Raw genomic sequence first — 21253 nt, 5'->3', positions numbered from 1 at the left:
AATATCAATAGCAAATACCTGCCCAAGCTCAAGGATTCGCTCTTCAACCCAACCCCGTCGATGCTCATAAGACTGCCCTGTATAGTCATCAACACCACATAAAAAGGCTCGCCTGACGCAGCGCGATATACAGTGATAATAAGGAGTGTCCTCGATACTAACAATGGCTTTTCTTGGTATTGGCATAACATACCCACCAGTGACTGTTCAACTATTCAAAGCCTAATTTACAATCGCAAACTAGGCAAATAATCATGGGTGTCTAAGTTAATCCTCGTCTAAGTTAATCTTTTGCTTTGTCAGACATGGGGGCCCATGTACTAAGCTTCTAACAATAATTCAAACTCATGCTCATTTTCTTCAACTACTTTGAACCCGAGTTTTCTATAAAGATTAAAGGCCGGATTACTCTTTAACACGCTCAGCCCTACACTCTCATCTTGCTGCTTCGCTCTGTATATCAATTTGTTAATCAAGTCACTTCCAATTTTTAAATTTTGAAACTCTGGATGTACTTGGATCTGAAAAAGATACCACTGCTTTTTGTCTGCTAGGTAGCTCGTTTTAAATAAGCCTGCCTTTTTATTTCCTATCTCGATTATTTGAGCATCTTCGAAGTGGTATCTAATTCGAAACAAATTTTCCTCTTCAGTGCATGGGACACCTGCATTCTCAAGGTAAGCTCCCATCGTCATCATTCTCAAATCCAGTAGAAACTGAACGTCTTCTTCCCTTGCAGCACGTAAATTTACTTCCATATTCCCCTCTATAACCTAACGCCACCCACGGGGCAAGGCAGTACTCCAACCCCAGCATGGACATCATATATGTCCTAATTAATGTTAATTATTTTTTAAACCGAAACACGCTACACAACGTATATACTTTAGCTATTAAACTAAAGGTTGATGAATATGTTTTCGATATTTAAGAAAGATCCCATTAAAAAGTTGGACAAACTTTATGCCAGTAAACTTGAACAAGCTATGCATGCCCAGCGCAACGGCGATATCAGATCCTACGCAATGATAACTGCCGAAGCTGAAGCAATAAAAAGCAAAATTCTAGCACTAGAAGCTTCTTCAAAAACATAACACCTCACTAAAGAACGAATAATGTCTTGCTGAAATATGAAGCGAAGCGGAACCGAGCAAGCTGTTACGAGTCCGACTTGAACACTGCTGTTAAGTACGTATTTCGACACGCCAAGGTGGATTAAGACGATTTTCACCTGCCCAATAAAGCTTAATTTTATTACCAGACGGATCATGTAAAACAGCTTCTCGCCATAAATACCTCTCATCCGTTGGTTCCTGATCGAATTGAATACCTTTAAGTTTTAATTGATTAACCCAATGATCTAACTCTTCGTGTTCGAAATAAATAACCGTGTGACTCTTAAAATCAGCGTTTTCTAGAGATAATGAAAACGTAGAGTCTCCCTCTGGGCACTCAAAGCGAGCATAGTGTGGCGTATCGACTATTTGCGTAAAACCAAGGTTACGATAAAACTTAGTGCATTCACTCATATCATGAACGGGTAATGTAATTTGATTTAAATTCACCAAAACTCCTTGTGTACCTAACGCCGCTCTTTGCGGCTGGTTTGAAGCGCAGCGGAAAAACAGTCCGACAACATGCGCTTGTTAATCTTTGGCCTATTCATGTGGCAGAATTTCATTTAGGTACTCTTGTAGATCGTAAAATAATTTAGATGGATTATTTGTTTTAGCAGATAAAAAAGAGCCAAACCCATAATCTGATAGCAAATACCAAGAAACGCCATCCATTACTACAACATCGATTCCAGACTGTTCTTCAAGAAGTGCTTCTTTTATTGCAGAAACTGACAACTCTCTAATTTTTTCACTTTGCTCTCGTGTCACCTGTGCTCTAGATACTTCAATGCTCTTCCCCCAGTCGTAGCCGCCAAGGCCGCTGTATTCCCGCACCACCAAGCTTTCACCACTTAACTCATATTCGTAAGGCTGCGAAAATGAAGGGGCAATTGACAAATAGAACTCTGGGCTATCCTCTGAAAATCGCTGCCCTATTTTAAAGTCGTTATTCGCACATGACACCACTGCAAATAACATTATTAGTATGATGATCTTTTTCATTGTATGAGTTTAACAGCTTATTCAACAGCAGCAGGATAATCGTCCAAACTGCCAATGTTTTAAAACAGTTTTTTAAAACAAATCATTAAGCTAGAGTACACTGCTAACCCATTGTTGTACAATCATTATCAATCAACTCTCTTCAACAACAAACAACCCCTTTACTAACAAGAGAACAAGAAAAAAATGCAGCAGTGTTTACGAGTTCCAACGCGCTCTTTTTAAGGATCATCACCTTAATTCTGGGTATTCAAATTAACGCTTTAGCTAAACGGCTGCCGAAGGCAGTCCAATGGAGGCCGTCTTTTGGGCCGGAACGAATTTAAGCGTATTGTTATGTTTTTCGCCTATTTTCATCGAAATAGAAAGGTAGCTCATCTGAATCAAAAATGCCTTCACCAAATTTCTCACTAATATGTTCAGGGAACATTCCCCTCATTTTTTCATAAACTGCTGCATGTAGTATTTTAAATCCAGCTTGGTCATTTACTGAGCCTAGAAAATCTTCTATATCATCTAATGTTTGGTAGTGTGAAGGCTGGTGGAAAAAACGCATATATTCTTGAAGCGTAGTGTATACATACATCAAGTCTTTTAGGTTAATTTCAACTTTCTCATTGGGATCAATTGAGTCGAAGCCATGAGTAATAATACCCTGTAAATCCTTAGTAAAAACTTTATCGCTCATTTTAATCCTTTATAAACATAACGCCTTTAGCAGGAGCGTGCGGCTTTATGCGCGTCGCCTGCCTAAATTTGTTAAATGTTTGACGCTGCACATTGCAATAACTAGCAATAATAAATGCGCAAACATTTCGTATTCCGTGAGATCGTACGAGAACTCACCATCTGATTCAGTAATCCAGTGTAAAAACGGTACTGGGCCGATAAATCCTTGATACATCCATAGCCGCCACCAAAGTAGAGTGCCTCCAACTAGAAAGATAAACACTAAAACTGCTGTGATAGAGAATTTAACTTTCTTCTTCATACTTCAATAAATACATTTAACGCCCAAAGCAGCGGCGCGCGTTAGCGCGTCCAGCCCGTAGGGCGTTGCTGCCTTTGCTTGTTAAATGTTTTCTTCAGCATACTTGCCATTAACCTTGAATGTTGCCTCGACTGAACGTATGGCAGCCCAAAGAATAATAGCAGCCAAAAATATATTGTTACCGCCTTCTGCTGCCATACCTAAGCGATTAAGAATCGTCATATAGGCAGCAAAACATGCGATTACCAATAGAAACACTGCCGCAACGCGTGAATTCCATTTGAACATAACGCCAGCTAATACTGCGTAGAGAACTGCGTCTATGATTAGGCTTGGTGCTATGAAATAACCGAGGCCGGCCTGAATGGCTGCAACAACAAAAAATCCCATTGCGCAGTCTTTAATTGTTTTAAGAGCATCTTCGCGTGATTCGATTTTAGCGAACATCCCTTTCTTCTTTTCTTTTTCTTCCATCGATGCTTCCTCTTGGATTGATATTTAACGCCGCCAGCAGGGGCCGAAAAACCAGAGCGAAGCGCCGGTTTTTTGGTCCCTCTGGCTGGCTTTGTTAGGGCTTTTATTCTGGCGAGGCATTAAACTCGATTCTCATTGGCAGATCAGTCATTGCGTAATGTATGAACTGCTGACCTAGCGCTGTAAGCTCATAGCCTTCATTTTCATCAAAGGCTGACACTGGTGGCTTAGGGCCACTACCTTTAGGTCGCCTTTGCGGAGTTTTGGATATTACATTACCCATATAATCTCGCTCTTTATACTGACGAATGATGCTACCGGTGCTTAGATCCCTGAACAGAAGTTTATATAGATCTGCATCTGCCGAATCCTCGCGGACTTGCCCCTTACCAATTTTTCTCCAGATTTGGCCTCTAGTGATTCCATCACTGTTATAGATTGCACCAATAACTTGAAAGTGCATTTCTGAATAGATATTAATCCAGTCGATAAACATTCGAACCACATCGTCACTAGAAATCTGGCAGCTAGCTGCATTGGCGAGGATATTGCGTATGTATTCGCGTTTTTCTTCACTTTCAGCGCAAGACCACTCCCTAAATGTTTTCTTTACGAGTGATTGGTAAGAACGGCTTTCTACTCGTTCTGAAATAGCTTGATCTTGAAGGTTGAGTCTTCCCATTATTTCGATAATGGTTTCTTCCTTCTCCTTTAGCTCGTCTTCAAGCATTCGAACCCAATGCTCGAAGAAACGATTTACCTTATCCTGCTCATGTTCAGACCAAGCACCTACAATTGCTGAAAAAATACCACCCGCGAAGGGTACAGCCCCACCGACAGCCGACAATGCACCACGAGTTACTTTTGATACTTTTCCGCTTTCCGGGAGCTTACTCTCTTCTACATCTTCGATTTCATCACTCATTGCTGATTCCTTGTGATTGCCCTAACCTTTGTATAGTACGCATGCGCGTTTTTCTTTTATTAATGATCAATAGGTTACCATCAAACCAAACGGTTAACCACTGATTTAGTTACCAATAAACAACATATTCATTACATACAAAGCGCGCATGGTAATCCATAGAAGACATATTATTGACGACTGTGGCTCACTTAATTAATTGAAAAGTCGCTAAATATTTTATATCTTATTTGAATAAATGCGCATGCGCACTTTTACTATGAGTCATTCTAATGAGTTATTAATAGTCACACTGTAATCATATGATGTTATTCGTTATATATTGATACACTCAACATGCAAAGCGCGCACAATACTGTTCTAGTGTTATATTCAGCCATATCAACACACCAACTCGAAGAAACACTTTTCTTTAGCTTGTGATTTTTGCTTTTTCTCTTTACACGCCGTGTAGATGCATTTGTGGCCTTTGACTTCAAGGCGAAAGCCATAAAATGGCTGCTATGAGCGACAAATATGGATATTTGGCTGGCTGTTAGACAAGGATGTCATTTGAAGTCGCAGAGCACTCATGGCCAAAAATGTTCCCGACAATTTAAGGCATTCCCTGCTATCCATGCAGATCAGATGGCTTCACAATGTCTAGCAGGAGTATCTGCACAACAGCCTGCGGTAGGCAATAAACTCGAATATAACGATGATTTTCAATGAAAGATCCAAGACTACACAAGCTGAATGACGTTATCATTGAGTTTACTTGCAAAATACTTGAGAGAAAATCAATATAAATAATCGTGAAAAAATAAACCTCATAAAAAAGACCACTTAATGTGGTCTTTCGGTTCGATCATACAAAATCAATTCTATTGATTTTGTATCAACTGCGTTGGCGTGCAGGTTTACCTGCAATGGCTTTATGCTTACGCACTGCACGGCGAATTTTCGCGCCGCGCACTTTATTACGAGCCACACTGTGCTTGTCAGTGCCCAAAATACTGCGGGTCTCTGGGTCCATGCCTGCAGTTTGACGTAAGTAATTGACTTGCTCAATAGGCAGTTCAATCCAGCCACCTCGCGGCAATGATTTCGGCAGCTCAATGTCACCGTAACGAATACGGATCAAGCGGCTCACCTGCACTTCTTGAGATTCCCACAAACGGCGCACTTCACGATTACGGCCTTCGGCAAGCGACACATGCCACCACTTGTTCATGCCTTCGCCACCCGCAGGTTTGACTTTATCAAAGCTGGCAGGGCCATCTTCTAATGTCACTCCTTTACGCAGGCGCTGAATACAGGCATCGGTCACTTCACCAAAAGTGCGCACCGCATACTCACGCTCCACTTCATTAGAAGGGTGCATTAAACGGTTTGCCAATTCACCGTCTGAGGTAAATAACAATAAACCTGAGGTATTAATGTCTAATCGCCCCACCGCCACCCAACGTGAATCTTTGGTGCGCGGCAAACGATCAAATACCGTCGGCCTGCCTTCTGGATCTTTACGGCTACAGATCTCACCTTCCGGTTTATGATAAGCAATAACACGGCACACCACTTCTTCTTGTGATTTAATCGACACCGCACGGCCATCAATGCGCACTTTCACATCGGATTCGACGCGATCGCCTAATTTCGCAATTTCACCGTCAATACTAACTCGACCTGCAGCAATCCATGCCTCCATCTCACGACGGGAGCCATGGCCTGCACGGGCCAAGACTTTCTGCAATTTTTCACTCATTAGTAGACTCTTCTATTTTTTCTTCTAAATGTTCTGGCACTACTTCCTCGCTGGAAAATAGGCCCGCTAATGACTCAGGATCCGTTAACAGCGGTAATGCTGTTAGGCTCTCTAAGCCAAAATACCCCAAGAAATCGGGTGTAGTGGCATATAAAGCCGGCCTGCCAGCCACTTCCTTATGTCCCACGGTTTTAATCCAATTTCTGTCTTGTAACGTTTTAATGATCTGGCTACTGACCGCCACGCCTCTGACCCGTTCAATATCACCCCGAGTCACCGGCTGACGATAAGCCACTACCGCTAATGTTTCTAAAGTTGCACGGGAATATTTCGGCGACTTTTCTTGCCAAAGCGGCTGTAACAATGGACTGAGTGCCGTTAATGTTTGAAAACGATAGCCCCCCGCCACTTTGACTAATTGTACGCCTCTACCTTGGTAATCTTGTTGCAATTGTTCAATCGCCGCTTCAATTTCAGCCCGCGATACCGTTAAATTAGCTAACACCCCTGATTTTAACGCACTCACCGTCATGGGTTTTGCCAATACAAACAAACTGGCTTCAATAAGCTGTTTAAGCTTTTCTGCACTGATGTCTGACAATTAATACGCCTTTACATGTATGTTTGAAAAAGGATCGGTTTGGATCAATTCCACCAGCAATTCCTTAATGAGTTCCATTAGGGCTAAAAAGCTCACGACCACCCCGCTGCGGCCTTCTTTCAGTTCAAATAATGCCTCAAAAGGGACATAGCCTTGCCCTTTTAACCGCGCCAAAATTTGACTCATGCGTTCACGAGTCGACAACACTTCTCGTTCAACATGATGATGGACATGCGCTTCAACTCGCTTGAGAATACGTGCAAAGGCGCTGGCCAAATCCGTTAACGACACTTCAGGCGGCAATAACTCAGGCTGAATACTGTCACTGGGTGTGGCCTTTGCCTGAAAAAAATCTCGCTCTAAGCGCGGCAAATTATCCAGTTGCATTTGCGCGTCTTTAATCACCTCGTAAGCTTTTAGCTGCTTGATGAGCTGTAATCGAGGATCCTCTTCTTCCTCCATTCCCAGCTCAGGCTTGGGCAATAAGAGGCGCGATTTAATTTCTGCCAATGTAGCTGCCATCACCAAATAATCGGCGGCTAACTCAACCTTACTGCCTTGTAAAAAAGCCACATATTCTAGATATTGCTGCGTAATGGCATGGATAGGTAAATCCACCACATCCAGTTTTTGCTTACGGATCAAATAAAGCAATAAATCCAATGGGCCTTCAAAAGACTCTAAAAACACTTCCAAGGCTTCTGGAGGAATAAAAAGATCTTTTGGGAAAGCCTTCATTGGCTCCCCCTGGATCACGGCTAAGGGAATTAGTTCTTGATGCCCTTCCATCCGTTTATCCTCTTCATTTTAATCGATATATTTCTATTAATATCCACAGGGTTGATAACACATAGCGTACACGGGAAGACCCAATTAAACGGACCATTATCCACGTATACCCACTTTAAACATGCACGAGGGATCCAATTAATGCAAATAAAAGTCTGTGTCTATTCATCCAACTCAACAAGCCTGCTTGCACAAAGTGCGCGATTATACCTGTAACCGCATCACAATTAAAGAAAAGGCGCCACATCACCGGCCCCTTCACGTAAGACCTCAATATCACCTTCGGATAAATCAATCACAGTGGTGGGTTTTTCTCCTAAATACCCACCATGAACAATCACATCCACTTGATGTTCTAGCAAATCGCGAATGTGCTCAGGATCCGACTCGGTAAAATCTTGCCCAGGCAAAATTAAACTCGTTGACATCAATGGCTCGCCCAGAGCTTCAAGTATCGCCAATGCAATCACATTATCAGGGACTCTTATACCGATCGTTTTCTTTTTTGGGCTCTGTAAACGTTTAGGCACCTCTTTGGTGGCTTTAAAAATAAAGGTATAGGCCCCTGGCGTGTGATGTTTTAATAAACGATAAGCTTGATTATCGACTCTTGCATAGGTGGATAACTCTGATTGATCTCGGCACATCAAAGAAAAGTCATGATCATTTTCAATCTGCCTGATTTTTGCAATGCGGCTCATGGCATTTTTATCGCCAATTAAACACCCCAGTGCATACCCCGAATCCGTTGGATAAACAATAACGCCGCCATTTTTTAATGCATTAATGGTTTGATTAATTAATCGTGTTTGAGGGTTATCTTCATGTACATAAAAAAATTGACTCATTTAGCTTCCATCCAACGTTTTGATTGCCACACCCAATGAACGCCTTGGGGCTGGAACAAGTTTCGGCCTAATTCTATCCAGCTACTGGGAAAATGAAAATCACTCCCCAATGAACAAGATAGGTTATTTAATACACTGAGCGCAATTAACTGCGAACGATCATCTATGGTTTGTTGCCCCAATACCACTTCCATGGCATCACCACCGGCTTCCTTAAATTCTCTCACTAAACGTTTCACCCATTTTGCCGAAAGCTTATACCCATTTGGGTGCGCAAGCACAGCGACTCCGCCTGCTTGATGAATCACATCAATGGCATTAGCCATGCTTCCCCAGTTATTGGGCACATAACCGGTTTTACCTCGAGCCAAATAACGTTTAAAAACATTAGCAGTGTGGGTTGCATAACCTTTTTCGGCTAACCAACGAGCGTAATGTCCGCGACTGATGGCGGCATCTCCGGCATATTCTTTCGCCCCTTCATAAGCACCTTCAATACCCGCTTTATGCAAACGCTCACCAATTTCCTTGGCGCGCTCGCTGCGCAAAGAGCGCTGGTTTTCAAGAAAACTCACTAATGCAGGATGATCCACAGCGACTTTTAACGCCACAATATGAATGTCGAAGCTATTCCAACGGGTTGAAATTTCAACGCCATCAATCAAAGTCAACGGCGTCTCATGGGCTTGATTATAAGCATGGGCCTCAGCCAATCCGTCAGTAGTATCATGATCGGTAATAGCAAAAACCTTGACGCCTTTTTCAATGGCCCGCTCAATTAATTCAGATGGGGTTAATTGTCCATCGGATGCTGTCGTATGACTGTGTAAGTCAGTTAATATAATTTCATCTGTCATGGAGGCGCATTCTACGTGAGTTTTATGACGTTTGGGGATTTAAATACGTTTATGGGGCAATTAATCTGCTCAATATTCACTTTATATCAATCTAAGTAACCTGAAATCAGGTTAAATAGAGGATCATTCAGCGGGAATGAAAAAACGCGGACATAAAAAATGCCAATCAATAAAATGATTGGCATTTTAGCAATAATAAACAATGTGCTTATCGTACTTTGCGTTTCTCGTTCATTAAATCAGTGAAGGTTGAAGACATTTGCTTAACAACAGTATCTGACACTGGCTTATCGTCTGTGTCTGTTAAATAAATCGCCGTTTTGTTTGGCTCACCAGACACATCCTTTAAAGTGATCCGGTATTCGCCTTCAGGGATTGCCATATCACTGTCACTCCAAATGGAACTCCAAAAGCCGGAATCATCCACCACTTTGACAAAATACACACCAAGATTAGGATCAGTATCGGTAATATCAAAGCCCATTTCAGGCAAGACAATACCTAAACGCTCCCAAGTGCGTTGATAATTTGCACTCGCTATCCAATAAGGGCTTTTTTCACCATCATTAATGAAACTCACCTCAATGCCTTTGCTCTCTTCTAAGCGCTTGTTTTTAAGAGCATGATCACGTTTAACACCAATATAACTCACCACTTCATTGAGCATATCAATGGTATAACGACGCTTGTCATCCCCAGTCAACAAAATATCTTGAGATTCACCATTGTAACTTTGTTCATGCTCAGCCAAATTAATGGTTAAGTCTCCCGTTCGCCCATGGGGGCTAACATTGATATCAAATAAGTAACGCTGACGTAAAACAAAGACCTTATCTTCACCCCACATGCTTGAATCAACCACTTCTTTAGTGGTGATCCAATCCGTTTCTATGGTACCGGCCTGAAAATCCTCTTTAAGGATCTTAATCCCCGCTTTTGATAAGTACTCTTTAACATCGCCAAACAGCTCTTGTTTAAGATCGACATCAATACCAATGGTTTCAACAATGACTTTAATATTATCATTGCCTTCTTCAACACGAGTGCCCTCAGCCATTGGCAAAACCTGTAAAGGTGGACGTATATCTAATGCAGGGCCAATGAGTTTAGGATCTGCTTTACTGCCTATGGTTGGAATATCGTATTCCAAACTGTATTTAGGCGTTAGCAGTCCTTCAGGAATAATCAGATCAGGCGTCACCTGTGCATTGGCATATTTCTCAGCACCATTGGCTTGTCTTCTTTCCATGGACGTACTGCAAGCTGAAACAGCTACAATAAGGATCAGTGGTGTGACTTGCTTTAGCATTATATTAATTAACCTCTATTCGGGCATTTTTCATTTCATCTAATAACAGACCATGGTTCTCATCAGAAAGTTCCGTCAAAGGAAGACGAATTTTACCATTAGAGATCAATCCCATGCGATGGGCTGCCCATTTGACAGGAATAGGGTTCGCTTCACAAAACAGCGCTGAAAATATCCCTTTCATAGGCGTTTCAATGATTTTGGCTTTTTGCGTATCACCCGCCAATTGTGCATCACACATGGCTTTAAATTGTTTAGGCACAATATTGTTAGCAACAGAAATAATACCGTTACCGCCTAATTCAATAAATTCACGTCCCGTGTCATCATCGCCACTGTAAAGCAGAAAATCCGGCCCACAGAGTTCACGTAATCGCGCCACGCGAGATACATCACCCGTGGCTTCTTTAATACCAATAATATTGGATACGCTCACTAACTCTGCCACGGTTTCTGGCAACATATCCACGGCCGTACGCCCTGGTACATTATATAAAATTTGAGGAATATCAGTACTGGCGGCAATTGCTTTAAAATGTGCGATTAATCCCTTTGGTGACGGCTTATTGTAATAAGGTGTCACACCTAACATTGCAGCTACGCCCACTTTGGCTTGTCCAATCGTTAATTCAATGGCTTCTGCTGTAGAATTAGCACCATTACCACCAATGATGGGAATACGCCCTGCGGCAAATTTAACCACTTGAGCCACAACATTAATATGCTCTGAGGTGGGTAAGGTCGCTGATTCTCCCGTGGTTCCTACTGCCACGATAGCATCAGTCCCTTGGGCAATATGGTATTCGACGAGGTGTTCTAAGCTTACAAAATCTACTGAGCCATCACTATTCATTGGTGTGATTAAGGCTACAATGCTTCCGGTTATCATGTGTCTTCCCCAAGGATTTAGGATTGGCTATGGTACTGATGACAAGGTTTAAAAACAAGCCCTAGTCTACTCTCTCAACCCAGTAACCGCAATTCTCATTAGGGCAGATAAATGAATGACGTCATTTTATGCCAAATGGCGGTCTTTTTACGCTGTTTTTTACAGCATGTTGCGGTATATTTACACAGCCATTCATTGATGACTAAGAAGGCTTCTCTCAAAACAAAGGCAACGGTGTAAAATCAACCACAACGAAATGACTATCTTGATACCACAGGGCTCTTTCGCTTTATTGTCTTTAGGATAAAAGCGGCTTGCCACAAAAAGAATAAGTTGTGATAGCATTAAGCACTGAAAATAAATGCAAGCCCCAAAGCGGCTACTATTTTAATCAATAATGAGGAATTGGAATGTCCAATCACTTGGTTGTCACATCAATGGGTGCAGATCGTCCAGGCATTGTCAGTAAATTTGCTCGATTAGCCAGCGACTGTGACTGTGATATTGTCGACAGTCGAATGGCATTATTTGGGAATGAATTTACCCTTATCATGATGCTGTCAGGCTCTTGGAGTGCGATTTCTCAAATGGAAGCCCAATTGCCCGAATTAAGCGTCTCACTTGAAATGATGACTGTTATGAAGCGCACCTCAAAACATACAGCCCCTCACTACCCTGCTCGCTTAGAAGTGACATTTAATGGCGTTGATCAACGAGGTACCATGCAAAAAATCACTCAATTTTTAGCGGATCAATCTCTTGATCTTGCCGCTGTCCGCTCTTATTCAGAAGACGATAAGACCACAGGCTCAATACAACATGTTTTTTTAAGTATCAATGTCCCCGAGGCAACCGCACTCGATCAACTCGAAATTGATATCAACCAGCTTGCCCATGAACTGTCTCTTGCATGCAGTATTCAACAAATGCAAGATATTTCGGCACAGGATAATCAGGAGCTCATTTCATCATGAATACGTTAACAGTAGGCGATAATGCCCCAAACTTTACTCTCACTAATCAAAATCAACAGGCCATATCATTGGATGCCTGTTTAAAAAAAGGCCCCGTTTTGGTTTACTTTTATCCCAAAGCCATGACCCCTGGATGCACAGTACAAGCCTGTGGCTTAAGAGATAGTCAATCCCCCTTAGACGATAAAAATGTCACCGTATTGGGAATAAGTCCCGATCCTGTGGCTAAATTGGGAAAATTTGCCGATAAACACGCACTCAACTTTTCGCTACTAAGTGATGAAGATCACGCCATTGCCGATGCATTTGGCGTATGGGGCGAGAAAAAATTTATGGGCAAAGTCTATGACGGTATCCACAGATTGAGCTTTTTAATTGGACAAGACGGTAAAGTCAGTCATGTGTTTAATAAATTCAAAACGAAAGATCATCATGATGTCGTGCTGGCTCATTTAGCAGCACAATAAGACCTGTGCCAAAGTGGTTTCAAGTGCTCACCCTCGCGTTCACTTGAAACCTTTCATTTTTACGAACGATTTCAATACGTTTAGGTTAGATAAGGCAGTATCAGAATCACAGCAATGGTCCACATGATCAAACAAATCGCTCTATCAAGATATACCCAAGCTTGTGGTTGATTAAAAGCAGGACTTAAATATTTAGCCCCAAAACTTAGGCTGAAAAACCAACCTAATGAAGCCACAATGGCCCCTATTGCAAATAAAATTCGCTCAATACCTTGAAACTGAACACTAATACTGCCAAGCAATAACACAGTATCTAAATACAAGCTTGGGTTTAACAAACTCACGCCCAACGTCAGTAATAACACACGAGGCAGTGAATCCACTTGTTTAACATCAGTCGATAATTGACGACTATGGAAAAAGGACGTATACAGTGCGTGTGCACCATAGGCAAACAAAAAAACAGCGCCACCAATACGGGCAACATTAACAATGACAGGAAAAGCAACGACAATTTGGCCAAAGCCTAACACACCAAAGGCTATCATTATCCCATCTATTCCTGAACACAATACTGCGATAAGCAAGGGATAAGATTGCCTTAACCCTTGCTTTAAAATAAAGGCATTTTGTGCCCCCACGGCCACAACAAGGCTTCCGCCTAACCCTAAACCTTGCAGAAATGCCATTTCCATATGCTCTATTCCTCCAAAATGACATTAAAGGCAACTCGCTACATGACATTTTTCAATATTCTGAAGTGAAATAAGACTATGAATTTCACTTCAAATAACTATTGACTATCAAGTGAACCTGACGACTCAGGCACAGGCCAAGCATTCACCACGGCTTTAATTAAAGAGGCTAACGGTATCGCAAAAAAGACGCCCCATACCCCCCATAATCCACCAAAAATCAGTACGGCGGCGATAATGAAAACAGGATGTAAATCCACCGCATCCGAAAACACTAATGGCACTAATACGTTGCCATCAAGGGCTTGAATAATGCCATAACCTAACATTAAATAACCAAATTCAGGTGTAATTCCCCATTGAAAAAACGCCACTAAAGCAATAGGCAGCGTCACGAGTGTCGCCCCCACATAAGGGATCAACACCGACAAACCTGTTAGTACACCCAATAACGCAGAATAACGTAACCCCATCAATGCAAAGAACACATAACTCACTACGCCGACTATCACGATTTCAATCACTTTTCCGCGAATATAATTTAAAATCTGCTGATGCATTTCACGCCAGACCCGTTGTGATAATTCTCTATTTTGAGGGAAAAAACGCGTGCTGCTTTGAATCAAACTCTGCTTATCTTTCAAAAAGAAAAATACCAATAAAGGCACTAAAATAGCGTAAACCATAAGGACTAATACGGAAGCTGAGTAGCCTAATAAATGCTTGCCAAAATTCAGTAAATGTTGGGTATCTAACAATTTTTTAATTTCAAGGATCATACTGTCAAGCTGCTCAGTATTGATCCACTGAGGATATTGATTAATGAAGCCTTGTACGGTTTTAAGGCCTTGATCTAACATTGAAGGTAAATCTGTGGTTAACGCCACTCCCTGACGCCAAATACTGGGCACTAACCCAAACACCGTCAACACACACAAACCTAAAAAAAGCAGTAATACAATAGAGGTGGCAGCCGTTCTTTTAATGCCCAATTGCCCCATTTTTTCAACAGGCCATTCCAACAAAAAAGCCAAGACAAGCGCAACCAGCAAGGGGGCTAATATATCGGCGGCAAAGTACAAAAGACAAGCCCCGCCCAGTAAAATCAGTACTAATGTGACCGCTTGAGGATCGCTAAATCGCGTGGTATACCAATGACGAAGAATAGAAAACATGTTACTTCCTAAAAGAATTTACACTCAAATAATAGGTGAAAATACAGCAAACCGACGCCATTATGCGCTAAAATAATTGACGTTCTCATTTTGAAAAATTCGTGATGACAGAACGAAAAAAAGATCCGTTCATTTTTGACAAAACATAGCGTTAAAGGAATATCGTCAACCGTAAAACCCCTTTAATCGATACGCTTTCGTAACAATAGCCCTTTTTTTTTAAAAATGCAGGAACATCTTGCTTAGATCCAGTGTCAGACAATAACACACATAAATTTCCATTTTGTTGTTGTTTTAATGCCAGCTTAAATTTTACCAGTGCTAACGGACAAACATCATTTGTTAAATCAATAATATTCATAATCAACTTGCTATAAACAAACTTTGCCTATTATCCTAGTAAGTAACGAAGATCACAAGCCTGTCATTTCGGGCCTGTTTAAAACGATGTTAGGCGGCCAATGGCGCAAATGAGCCGCAGCAAGATTAAGTCGCTTGTAGAGATGTCGCTGTAACTTGTAGATGTTAATAAGGATCCACTTGAGTAACTATACCTTTTCCAAAAAAATCTTGGCCAGTGCAGTATCACTATTCTTATCCTTAAGCCCAGCAATAGGTAAGAACAGCACTGAATTACCTGATTTAGGGACGGCTGCTGTCAATACATTTAGTTTAGAAAAAGAAGCTATCTACGGTGACGCCTATATGCGGGTGATCCGCTCATCCAGCCCAGTGCTAAATGATCCTGTATTAAATCAATACATCACAGAGCTGGGGAATAAATTAGTCGCCCATGCTCATGATGTTAAAACCCCTTTTTACTTTTTTCTCATTCGAAATGATGAAATCAATGCTTTTGCTTTTTTCGGTGGTCACGTCGGTGTGCATACAGGGCTCTTTTTAAATGCCGATAATGAAAGTCAATTAGCTTCAGTGCTCAGTCATGAAATTACCCATGTGACTCAACGCCATTTAGCCCGTTCTTTAGAAGCCCAGGAGAAAACATCGACGGCAACCATGGCCAGTATGCTTGGCGCTATTTTACTCACCATAGCTGCGCCTCAAGCAGGCATGGCCGCACTTGCCACCACACAAGCACTGTCAACCCAAGCTAAAATTAACTATACCCGCTCCAATGAAAAAGAAGCCGATAGAATTGGCACACAAGTCATGGTGGATGCAGGATTTGACCCTAAAGCCACTGCTGACTTTTTCGCCAAATTGGCAGCCCGCTATCGCTACACCACAACCCCACCACAAATGCTGCTCACTCACCCCTTACCAGAATCGCGGATCACCGATGCTCGCAACAGAGCATTACAATATCCAAATCGATATGTACCAGATAATTTAAATTTCCAGTTGGCCAAAGCCCGTATACAAGTTCGCTTTTCCAGCTATAGCCCAGAAGCAGCATTGAGCTTATTTAATCAACAGTTAAAAGAAAAAAGCTATACCTTTAGGAGCGCCGCTCTCTATGGCAAAGCCCTCGCCTTATTTCGCTTAAAAAAGTATGATGAATCTAAAGCTATTATCGACAAATTACTAGCCAAAGATAAATATAATGTGTTTTATATAGACACAGAAACGGATTTGTTACTTGAAAAGCAGCAATATAAAAAAGCCATCACAATGCTCAAAGAGCGCCAGCAACTCAAACCAACCTCCACTGTGATTAATACTAATTTGGCCAATGCCTACATTGAAGCAGGGGAACCCGCAAAAGCCATTCCGTTATTAGAAGATTTACTCTTTCTCAATAAAGACGATCAAATTGCCTACAGTTTATTAGAAACCGCTTACCAAAAACTCAATAATAAAGGCATGGCATATTTTGTAAAAGCCGAATCTCTGGCACTGATGGCTGATTATAAAAATGCTATCGATCAACTCAATTATGCGTATCGTTATTCCAAAGGCCAGCCGTTGCAACTTGCTCGAATCAATGCTCGAATACAGCAATTTAAACAAGCAGAGAAAACCCTCGAAAGCTTGAAATAATCTCAGCGTTTAAATAAAAAAGGCACTAAGTTTAATTGGCCAATATGGCCAATTACAGTATCATAAGCCGAATATTACCCATAGGATTAACCTTGTTATGACACAAGTTAGCATATACCATAACCCAAGATGCTCAAAAAGCAGACAAACCTTAGCATTATTAGAAGAAAATGACTGTCAAATTACCATTATCGAGTATTTAAAAACGCCCCCCAGCGAGCAGACTTTACGCCATATTCTTGATTTATTAAAGCTAACGCCAAGGGAATTAATGCGTAAAAAAGAAACTGAATATAAAGCACTTAATTTACAAGACGACACACTCAGCACAGCTGAACTTATTCAGGCAATGGTGGCCAACCCAAAACTGATTGAACGCCCTATTGTGCTAACCAATCAGCATGCCGCCATTGGCCGCCCTCCCGAAAATGTCTTAACCTTGCTGGATCAGGATAAGTAATAATGAATACCCAAACCCTTTTTATACTGTGCCGCGCAGGCTATTGTTTGCTATTAGTGCTTTTAAGTGCGCAGTTTATTCATCAAGGGATCAGTGGCGAGTACTCTCTACTGTTCAGTTTATTGTGGATTATCCCCCTACTCTTCCCCCTTAAAGGCGTTTTAACGGGCAATCCTTATACGTACGCTTGGGGCAGCTTTATTTTATGCCTGTATATGCTGCACGGACTCACACTAGTCTACGTCACACAAGATCAATTCATCTTTGCATTAGGTGAAGTCTTACTCATCAGTGCCCTATTAATCGGCTTCCCTTTTTACGCAAGAATGCGAGGAAGAGAGTTAGGGTTAGGCCTTAAAAAGAAAAAGAAAAAGAAAAAGAAAACCGAATAACATGTGGCCGCTTCATTATCACTGAGGCGGCATTAGCCTATTAGGCACACACTTTTCATTCTCATCCATTAAGAACGCCAAGCATCGACCATTTGTGATGTATCTTGGTAAATCGTAAAGCGTGTAATTAAGCCCGCCTGTATTTCTAAAATTTGACAAGATCGTAAATCAAATTCTTTAGGGTGATCTTGAAAATGACCTTGTTCTCGACACTCAGCATACGCCCCCTTTTCAGTCTCCGTTAAACTCAACACCTCAAATGCCTTAACACGATTAATTCGGCCTATAGTGTCAAAAAACGCTCTGACTGCTTCAACACCTTGATATCGACCAAAGTGCGGCACCTCATCAGAGCCCACCAACTCCCAAACAATATCAGGATGTAACAGGATAAAAATACCTTCAATATCTCCGGCCAAAAAAGCATCATACAAACGATTAGCAATAGCGCAATAGGGTTTTTGTTGTTCCATATAGCCTCCAATATCTTTTCATTCCGGTGAGTTCTGTATCTTCAAGTATCAGACATATAGATTTAATACTTTAATTTTTCTTTTGTTTTTCCTCTAAAAATATAATAGGCATAACTCGTATAAATGAGCAATAAGGGGATCATGAATGCAGCAGGAATAAGGGTGAAAGACAAGGTCATATCTGATGCCTTGGCTTGTTCGTAAGTCAACTCGTAAGGCACAATATACGGGAAAATATAAATAAACATACTGATATAAGTCAGTATAAAGATAATGACGCTGAATAAATAAGGTAAATAATGCCGAGGCCCTTTAATAATAAAAAACAAGATAATAAAATTAACCAGTGTCAATGATAGCAATAGGATCAGTAAGATCATTTTGACTGATAATAATGCCACACTTTTATGAAGCTCTGTTTGCAAACCTAATACTAGCATCATGACTAATAACATGACGGCAAATATCATGGCCAGATCTTGAGATTTTTTCAATAACTCCCCTTCGGTTTTTAAAATTAATCGACAAGCACCTAACAACATATAGCCTATTGCGAGAGTGATGGCCGTTGTAGCCTTGAATACTAATCCATCCAAATAATGCGCATTGGCATACCCCACCACCAATTGCCCCACTAAATAACCATGTATTAACGCTATCATTAATGAAGACATAAAAAAGAGACGGTCCCAATTACGAACACCCTGCTGAGATTTAAGCCTAAATTCAAAGCAAATCCCTCTAAATAACAACATTAAAGCCAAAATAATCGCGGGAAGGTAAATTTTAGGAAAAAGAAATGCAAAACCAATAGGAAACATGCCATAAAATGCCGCTAACGAAAACACCAACCAGGTTTGATTACCGTCCCATGTGGGTAACAAGACACTAATTGCAATATCTTTTTGTTCTGGATTAAAAAAAGGAAATAACACTCCGACTCCTAACGTAAACCCATCAAGAATAACGTACATCAATAATCCAAAACCAATAATCAATAGCCAACTTAAACCCAGATAATCCATATCATTCATCCTTTTTAGAAATATTTTCTTCAACAGATTGAAAATACGCATAAGGCATTCTTTCGGTTCCGGCAGTAAACGGACCCTGCTGTATAATTCGGCTAAAATATCGAAAGTAAAAAAAGCCAAAAACAATAAAATAAATCACAATAATCAATGCCAATGAAATACTCACCTGAAGCACAGTCAAATCACTCACCACATTCTCTGTGCGAATAAGATTGTATACAACCCAAGGCTGACGCCCGAATTCAGCCGTAAACCAGCCGGCGATTATGGCAATAAAGCCAATAGGCGAACAAAGTACGCCAACTCGTAAAAAGGTTTTTGCAACATGAAGTCGATTGCTAACAAGTAAAAACGTACCAATGATCCCCATTAACAGCATTAATAAGCCTATTCCTACCATCACCCTAAAACTATAAAAAACAACCGCGACTAAAGGCCTGTCTTTTTTGTCAACACTCTTTAATCCAATCAGCTCACCCTCCCATTCATGGGTATTGATTAATGAGGCTAATTTAGGTATTTCAATCGCAAAGCGATTTTCTTCAGCCTCTTCATCTGGATAAGCAAATAACACCAAAGGGGCACCTTTTTGTGTATTCCAAACCGCTTCAATCGCCGCAGTTTTAATAGGTTGATGCTCATGCACTTTAATGCCCACGTCATCCCCCACAAAAAACTGTGCAGTACTGAGCAGTAAAATACTCACCACAGAAAACCGAATACAAGGAATAGAAAAATCATGGTTTTTGTTGTTAATCAAGTAATAGGCACTCACGCCTAGTATTACAAATGACGTACTTAAGTACGCTGCAATTAACATGTGAATATACCTAGGAATAACAGAAGGGTTAAAAATAACGTCAAACCAACTGGTAATAATAAATTTCCCCTCACTGTAAATCACGCCATGTGGGATTTGCATCCATGAATTAGCCGATAAAATCCAAAAAGCGGATATCGTGACCCCTAAGAAAATGACGAGGTTAGAAAAAAAATGCAATGATTTACTGACTCTCCCCCAGCCAAAGATCATAATGCCTAGGGCTCCTGCTTCAATAAAGAATGCCGTTAACACTTCATATGTGAATAATGCCCCCAGCACAGGTCCAACTTGCTCAGCAAACCCTGACCAATTCGTACCAAATTGAAACTCCATGACGATGCCAGACACCACTCCCATACCAAACGTTAACGCAAACACTTTTGTCCAAAATTTGACTATAGCAAGGTATTTATCATTTTTTGTGATCAACCAAGTCGCTTCAAAGATCATCAAGAAAGTCGACAACCCAATACTAAAAGCAGGAAAAAGTATGTGAAAACTAACAGTGAAAGCAAATTGAGTACGCGAGAGTATTTCCATCCAATCCATAGGCATGCCTTCCCAATAGGTTGATTAATAACCATCGCTACCAAGTATAGAAGTAAATAAAGGATAGGAAGAGAAAATGATAAATAAAGATAATACCTTATAAGATGAGGCGACACTAAAGTGAGCCTTATTACAGGCTCTCTTTTGCTCACACCTATCAAAAAAGGGAAACACCGTTATGTAACGTAATAAAATATCACGTTAGCATAGTGAAATAATCAACGCCATTGGCTCAACAATGATGAAGAGGCTATTGGTGCAAGAATAATTAATGACCTTACCTAAACCAGAAAATCTAATAATGACTGACATTCATTAAACTGCCTTAACCGCCCACCGATGGCCTGTTTATGGTCAATTTGACCGATGTGAGCACGGTATTCAGGACGTTGAGAAAAAGCCTGATTAAAATCTTGAGCGGCTTGAGCTCTATGGGCCTGAGTGGGAAAAAGTTGTCTGATCTTTTGCAGCTCACCATAATCGAGCCAAATCCCCCCGCAGCCGGGGCAACTATCAATTTCTATTTGATTTTTAGGGCTATAGAAATGTCGAGCCATGACAATATCGGCACATTTTGGACAGCTAATACGCGGGGTTACATCAATATTCGAGTTATAAAAAGCCTGTAAGTGCGCCACCAGCACTTCACCTCGACGTTCATGG

27 protein-coding genes and 1 pseudogene are annotated in these 21253 nt (G+C 41.1%); 7 read left to right on the top strand and 21 right to left on the bottom strand.

Going from position 1 to position 21253, the window contains the following annotated elements:
• Together Q0976_RS13935 and Q0976_RS13930 are read right to left on the bottom strand one after the other, a co-directional pair.
• A pseudogene (locus tag Q0976_RS13935) lies at nt 1-186 on the bottom strand (transposase); the annotation flags it as partial.
• Between the two features lie 134 nt (nt 187-320).
• Complete coding sequence (locus Q0976_RS13930) at nt 321-758, bottom strand: GNAT family N-acetyltransferase (RefSeq protein ID WP_299494444.1); 438 nt, start codon at nt 756-758, stop codon at nt 321-323.
• A 156-nt stretch (nt 759-914) separates the two neighbouring features.
• Between Q0976_RS13930 and Q0976_RS13925 the strand changes: the two genes are divergently transcribed.
• Nucleotides 915-1094: a DUF6435 family protein gene (locus tag Q0976_RS13925; RefSeq protein ID WP_299494443.1), complete on the top strand. Its 180-nt coding sequence runs from the start codon at nt 915-917 to the stop codon at nt 1092-1094.
• A gap of 90 nt (nt 1095-1184) precedes the next feature.
• Here Q0976_RS13925 and Q0976_RS13920 read toward each other — a convergent pair whose 3' ends face one another.
• From Q0976_RS13920 to dapA, 12 genes are all read right to left on the bottom strand, one after another.
• The gene (locus Q0976_RS13920) at nt 1185-1565 is read right to left on the bottom strand and encodes a VOC family protein (RefSeq protein ID WP_299494442.1); all 381 of its coding nucleotides are present in this window, start codon (nt 1563-1565) and stop codon (nt 1185-1187) included.
• A gap of 93 nt (nt 1566-1658) precedes the next feature.
• Nucleotides 1659-2120, bottom strand: a complete 462-nt coding sequence (locus Q0976_RS13915) for a hypothetical protein (RefSeq protein WP_299494441.1) — start codon at nt 2118-2120, stop codon at nt 1659-1661.
• A gap of 334 nt (nt 2121-2454) precedes the next feature.
• Entirely contained in the window at nt 2455-2808 is a 354-nt protein-coding gene (locus Q0976_RS13910) for a hypothetical protein (RefSeq protein WP_299494440.1), read from the bottom strand.
• A gap of 384 nt (nt 2809-3192) precedes the next feature.
• The gene (locus Q0976_RS13905; protein WP_299494439.1) at nt 3193-3585 is read right to left on the bottom strand and encodes a hypothetical protein; all 393 of its coding nucleotides are present in this window, start codon (nt 3583-3585) and stop codon (nt 3193-3195) included.
• A 103-nt stretch (nt 3586-3688) separates the two neighbouring features.
• Nucleotides 3689-4510 (bottom strand): hypothetical protein, encoded by an 822-nt coding sequence (locus Q0976_RS13900; protein ID WP_299494438.1) that lies wholly within the window; start codon nt 4508-4510, stop codon nt 3689-3691.
• 877 nt (nt 4511-5387) lie between these two features.
• Complete coding sequence (rluB, locus tag Q0976_RS13895; RefSeq protein WP_299494437.1) at nt 5388-6254, bottom strand: 23S rRNA pseudouridine(2605) synthase RluB; 867 nt, start codon at nt 6252-6254, stop codon at nt 5388-5390.
• Nucleotides 6247-6855, bottom strand: a complete 609-nt coding sequence (scpB, locus tag Q0976_RS13890; RefSeq protein ID WP_299494436.1) for an SMC-Scp complex subunit ScpB — start codon at nt 6853-6855, stop codon at nt 6247-6249. Before scpB ends, rluB begins: the two co-directional genes overlap by 8 nt.
• Complete coding sequence (locus tag Q0976_RS13885; RefSeq protein WP_299494435.1) at nt 6856-7644, bottom strand: ScpA family protein; 789 nt, start codon at nt 7642-7644, stop codon at nt 6856-6858. It abuts the gene before it with no gap.
• Nucleotides 7645-7871: 227 nt separating this feature from the next.
• Entirely contained in the window at nt 7872-8492 is a 621-nt protein-coding gene (locus tag Q0976_RS13880) for an L-threonylcarbamoyladenylate synthase (protein ID WP_299494434.1), read from the bottom strand.
• Nucleotides 8489-9349, bottom strand: a complete 861-nt coding sequence (locus Q0976_RS13875) for a PHP domain-containing protein (RefSeq protein ID WP_299494433.1) — start codon at nt 9347-9349, stop codon at nt 8489-8491. Before Q0976_RS13875 ends, Q0976_RS13880 begins: the two co-directional genes overlap by 4 nt.
• A 208-nt stretch (nt 9350-9557) precedes the next feature.
• Complete coding sequence (gene bamC, locus Q0976_RS13870; protein ID WP_299494432.1) at nt 9558-10658, bottom strand: outer membrane protein assembly factor BamC; 1101 nt, start codon at nt 10656-10658, stop codon at nt 9558-9560.
• Between the two features lie 4 nt (nt 10659-10662).
• Nucleotides 10663-11547: a 4-hydroxy-tetrahydrodipicolinate synthase gene (gene dapA / locus Q0976_RS13865; RefSeq protein WP_299494431.1), complete on the bottom strand. Its 885-nt coding sequence runs from the start codon at nt 11545-11547 to the stop codon at nt 10663-10665.
• A gap of 111 nt (nt 11548-11658) precedes the next feature.
• On the opposite strand from dapA, the gene Q0976_RS13860 reads away from it, so the two are divergent.
• The 3 genes from Q0976_RS13860 (at nt 11659) to bcp (ending at nt 12988) form a co-directional block, all read left to right on the top strand.
• Nucleotides 11659-11787 (top strand): hypothetical protein, encoded by a 129-nt coding sequence (locus tag Q0976_RS13860; RefSeq protein WP_299494430.1) that lies wholly within the window; start codon nt 11659-11661, stop codon nt 11785-11787.
• A gap of 170 nt (nt 11788-11957) precedes the next feature.
• The gene (locus Q0976_RS13855) at nt 11958-12521 is read left to right on the top strand and encodes an ACT domain-containing protein (protein ID WP_299494429.1); all 564 of its coding nucleotides are present in this window, start codon (nt 11958-11960) and stop codon (nt 12519-12521) included.
• On the top strand, nt 12518-12988 hold the full coding sequence (gene bcp / locus Q0976_RS13850; protein ID WP_299494428.1) for a thioredoxin-dependent thiol peroxidase: 471 nt from the start codon (nt 12518-12520) through the stop codon (nt 12986-12988). Before Q0976_RS13855 ends, bcp begins: the two co-directional genes overlap by 4 nt.
• An 80-nt stretch (nt 12989-13068) precedes the next feature.
• Here bcp and Q0976_RS13845 read toward each other — a convergent pair whose 3' ends face one another.
• The 3 genes from Q0976_RS13845 to Q0976_RS13835 form a co-directional block, all read right to left on the bottom strand.
• Nucleotides 13069-13683, bottom strand: coding sequence for a LysE family transporter (locus Q0976_RS13845; protein ID WP_299494427.1), 615 nt, complete (start codon nt 13681-13683; stop codon nt 13069-13071).
• A gap of 98 nt (nt 13684-13781) precedes the next feature.
• The gene (locus Q0976_RS13840; RefSeq protein ID WP_299494426.1) at nt 13782-14858 is read right to left on the bottom strand and encodes an AI-2E family transporter; all 1077 of its coding nucleotides are present in this window, start codon (nt 14856-14858) and stop codon (nt 13782-13784) included.
• Nucleotides 14859-15009: 151 nt separating this feature from the next.
• The gene (locus Q0976_RS13835; protein ID WP_299494425.1) at nt 15010-15219 is read right to left on the bottom strand and encodes a sulfurtransferase TusA family protein; all 210 of its coding nucleotides are present in this window, start codon (nt 15217-15219) and stop codon (nt 15010-15012) included.
• Nucleotides 15220-15428: 209 nt separating this feature from the next.
• Here Q0976_RS13835 and Q0976_RS13830 point away from each other — a divergent pair, with 209 nt between their 5' ends.
• The 3 genes from Q0976_RS13830 (at nt 15429) to Q0976_RS13820 (ending at nt 17711) form a co-directional block, all read left to right on the top strand.
• Nucleotides 15429-16859, top strand: coding sequence for a M48 family metalloprotease (locus tag Q0976_RS13830; RefSeq protein WP_299494452.1), 1431 nt, complete (start codon nt 15429-15431; stop codon nt 16857-16859).
• 97 nt (nt 16860-16956) lie between these two features.
• A complete protein-coding gene (gene arsC, locus Q0976_RS13825) occupies nt 16957-17319 on the top strand; it encodes an arsenate reductase (glutaredoxin) (RefSeq protein WP_299494424.1) in 363 nt (120 codons plus the stop codon).
• Between the two features lie 2 nt (nt 17320-17321).
• Nucleotides 17322-17711, top strand: a complete 390-nt coding sequence (locus tag Q0976_RS13820; protein WP_299494423.1) for a DUF2069 domain-containing protein — start codon at nt 17322-17324, stop codon at nt 17709-17711.
• A 68-nt stretch (nt 17712-17779) separates the two neighbouring features.
• On the opposite strand, the gene Q0976_RS13815 is transcribed toward Q0976_RS13820, so the two are convergent.
• The 4 genes from Q0976_RS13815 to Q0976_RS13800 form a co-directional block, all read right to left on the bottom strand.
• On the bottom strand, nt 17780-18184 hold the full coding sequence (locus Q0976_RS13815; RefSeq protein ID WP_299494422.1) for a nuclear transport factor 2 family protein: 405 nt from the start codon (nt 18182-18184) through the stop codon (nt 17780-17782).
• A 62-nt stretch (nt 18185-18246) separates the two neighbouring features.
• Nucleotides 18247-19209, bottom strand: coding sequence for a cytochrome d ubiquinol oxidase subunit II (locus Q0976_RS13810; RefSeq protein ID WP_299494420.1), 963 nt, complete (start codon nt 19207-19209; stop codon nt 18247-18249).
• Between the two features lies 1 nt (nt 19210).
• Nucleotides 19211-20590 carry a cytochrome ubiquinol oxidase subunit I gene (locus tag Q0976_RS13805; RefSeq protein WP_299494418.1) on the bottom strand — a complete coding sequence of 460 codons (1380 nt, stop codon included), beginning with the start codon at nt 20588-20590 and terminating at the stop codon, nt 19211-19213.
• A gap of 281 nt (nt 20591-20871) precedes the next feature.
• The gene (locus Q0976_RS13800; protein WP_299494416.1) at nt 20872-21228 is read right to left on the bottom strand and encodes a zf-TFIIB domain-containing protein; all 357 of its coding nucleotides are present in this window, start codon (nt 21226-21228) and stop codon (nt 20872-20874) included.
• Nucleotides 21229-21253: the final 25 nt, after the last annotated feature.

It is taken from the genome of uncultured Shewanella sp. (assembly GCF_947501665.1).
GTDB lineage: Bacteria > Pseudomonadota > Gammaproteobacteria > Enterobacterales > Shewanellaceae > Shewanella.
Note: the sequence above shows the minus strand (reverse complement) of the source record. Positions and strands in the feature narration are given on the sequence as shown.